At 63.5% G+C, this 2705-nt stretch carries 2 protein-coding genes and 1 pseudogene; all 3 read right to left on the bottom strand.

Annotated elements, in window-relative coordinates; all coding sequences use genetic code 11:
- Positions 1-1107: serine hydrolase domain-containing protein (locus AC1DT2_RS20195; protein ID WP_477298309.1), on the bottom strand; the 1107-nt coding region annotated here is incomplete at its 3' end.
- Between the two features lie 121 nt (positions 1108-1228).
- Positions 1229-2419 (bottom strand): glycoside hydrolase family 27 protein, encoded by a 1191-nt coding sequence (locus tag AC1DT2_RS20190; protein WP_231873831.1) that lies wholly within the window; start codon positions 2417-2419, stop codon positions 1229-1231.
- A 44-nt stretch (positions 2420-2463) separates the two neighbouring features.
- Positions 2464-2705: pseudogene (locus AC1DT2_RS20185) on the bottom strand (hypothetical protein); the annotation flags it as partial.

Below are 2705 nucleotides of genomic sequence, written 5' to 3'. Positions count from 1 at the left end.
ATAGGGAGCGGATACCGGCCGATTGAACATGGCGGCCCAGGCAAGCTTCGCCTCCGGACAATAGATGAAAACACACCCGAAGCCAAAACCGCCGCCTTTGTGGCTGAGCACGCGGACCGGGGTGTCGCCATAACGTAGTTCGTTGCGAATGACGCCAAGACCGTAGTCGCCGCCGAGGCCAAAGCCGTGCATCGCTTCCCACAGCGCAGGTGCCAACACGGGCTTGCCGTCGATACGTCCACCGTCGAGGTGAAACGCCGCGTATCGCACCATGTCACGTGCGCTTGTGTAAACACCGCCTGAAGCCACCAGGGGTGTGACCGCCGGCACGCTGTCGTATCCCTTCTCGTGGCCGACGGCGCGATTGCGCCGCGTGGTATACACGGCGGCATCGGCCGTGCTGTCGTGCATGCCCAACGGCTCGAACAGCTTCCGGCGAAGCCACTCGGCATACGGTACCCCCGTCTTCTCCTGGAGGATGAATCCGGCAAGATCGAAACCGAGGTTGGAGTAGCGGTAGCGCTCCCCCACCGGGTAACGCAGCCAGGTATCGGAGATGCTTCGCACATGGGCGGTGAAGCCTGCCGTGCCGGGCTCGTAGTTGTTGCCGACGGGGGCTTCGTGCGTAAAGCCCGCTCGATGGCTGAGCAGAAGGCGTAGCGTAATGCGGTCCTGCGGGTTCGACTCGAAACGGCTGTTGACTTTGAATCCGGGCAAATAGCGGGAGATCGGTGCATCGAGGTCGAGCAACCCATCCTGCGCCGCGAGGAGCACTCCCACTGCAGTGAAGTTCTTCGAGGTGGATTGGATACTGAAAATCGTCTGTTCATCGACGGCGACCGCCGCATGACCGCCGGTCGTCCCGAAACCTTCGACCCAGGCCACCTTCCCACTCTCGATGAGGCAGACAGAAGTCCCCTCGATGCCTTCGGTGCGCATGGCTTCGAGGATGGCGGCACGCTCGGCGTCGATCAGCGTACCGGCCGTTCCCGAGGTAGCGCGCGTGGCGGGAAGGCTTTCGACACGCCCGTTCATGCCGATGGCACCCACGGCGATGCCGGCTGCCGCATGCGCCAGGAATGAGCGGCGATTCATGCTGGGGCTCATGAGGTCTCTCCCTGCTGGGTGGCGGCAGGTTCAACCATCAAATCCGAAAGGTCAACCCGAGCCACGCCGGAAGACATCAGGGACATCGACCGGGCGTTGTCGCCCGATCGATGCCACCCGGTTACTGGCTGATGCGATACATCACGGTCGCATGCGGCTCCAGCCTGGTCTTGATCGAGCCATCGCCCTTCGTGTCCGTGTGTGCCCATAGGTCGCGCACGGTGTGGCTGCCGCCGGCCTTCAGGCCAATCTCGGTCGCGGCGACGGCGACGTCCTTCGCGGTATCGGCTTCGTTGAACACCGCCACTGCGCGGCCGCCATCCTTCAGCGGTTTGACGATGACATGGATGCCGCCGGCATCACGCACCTGCTTGCCCTGTACGCCGAGCGGATCCTGGTCGATGGCGATGACGTCCTTGTTGAGCAGGATCTGCAGCGCCTCGGGCTTCACGGTGCGCAGGTCGGTGCCGATCAGCAGCGGCGAGGCCATGATCGACCACAGGCTGAAGTGACTGCGGTATTCGACATCCGTCATGCCGCCGTTACCCACTTCGAGCATGTCCGGGTCGTTCCAGTGGCCGAGGTGCGCGTAGCGATCGAGTACCACGTTCTGCTTGAAGATCTTCAGCATCGAGGGGTAGTTGTCGCTGATGTCGCCGGTGGTGCGCCAGGAGCTCGCGTCCACGGGGTCCTTGCCCGCCCAGAGCCAGGGTTTGTTCTCGCCCCACTCGCACATGCTGAAGAAGATCTGCCGGCCGCTGCCGCGCAGGGCCTCGGCCATGTCGGTGTAACGCTTGTGCGCGTCCACCTTCTGGTTGTTGCAGTTGTCGTACTTGAGGTAATCCACGTGCCATGAGGCGAAGGTCTTCGCGTCGTCCTTCTCGTGGCCAAGGCCRCCCGGGAAACCGCGGTTCTCCTCCAGGGGCTCGCAGGTCGAAACGCCCGCGCTGGAATACAGGCCGAACTTGAGGCCACGCTCATGGATATAGTCGGCGAGTGCCGCGATGCCGCTCGGGAAACGCTTCGGGTTGGGCTGCAGATGGCCGTCCTTGTCGCGCTGCCAGTTGGCCCAGCAGTCGTCCACGTTGACATACGTGTAGCCGGCATCACGCAGCCCGAGGCTGATGAACTTGTCGGCGACGCCGCGGATCATTCCTTCGTCAAACTCGGCGCGGCAATGCGTGGAGTTCCAGTTGTTGAAGCCCATCTGCGGCAGGACGGACGCCGTCTCGTCGGCCTTCACCGGCGCGGCGGCGATGCCAGCGGCGCAGACCAGTGCACTGAGAACCGCGCCTCGCAGAATGTTCGTCATGGAATCGCTCATCGATACGCCTCGTGTCGGGAGAAGGGAATGGGTCATGGCATGCCCACCGTGGACGTGCCAAGGATGGGTTGCTTGCGCGTGCTGAGCACGGGTGCACCTTCCACGAGAAGGTCGAGCACGACGAGCTGGTTACCATGTGGCTTGAGCCACACACCCGGTACGTAGAGGGTGCGTTGTGGGCCGATGCTCCAGGTACGCCCCAGCGCATGGCCGTTGAGCCAGACGAAGCCCTTGCCCAGCCCCGCCGTGTCCAGGAACGTGTCCGCGTCGGCAT

The organism is Luteibacter sp. P4_E6, from assembly GCF_056401535.1.
This window is presented reverse-complemented; position numbering and strand designations above follow the sequence as displayed.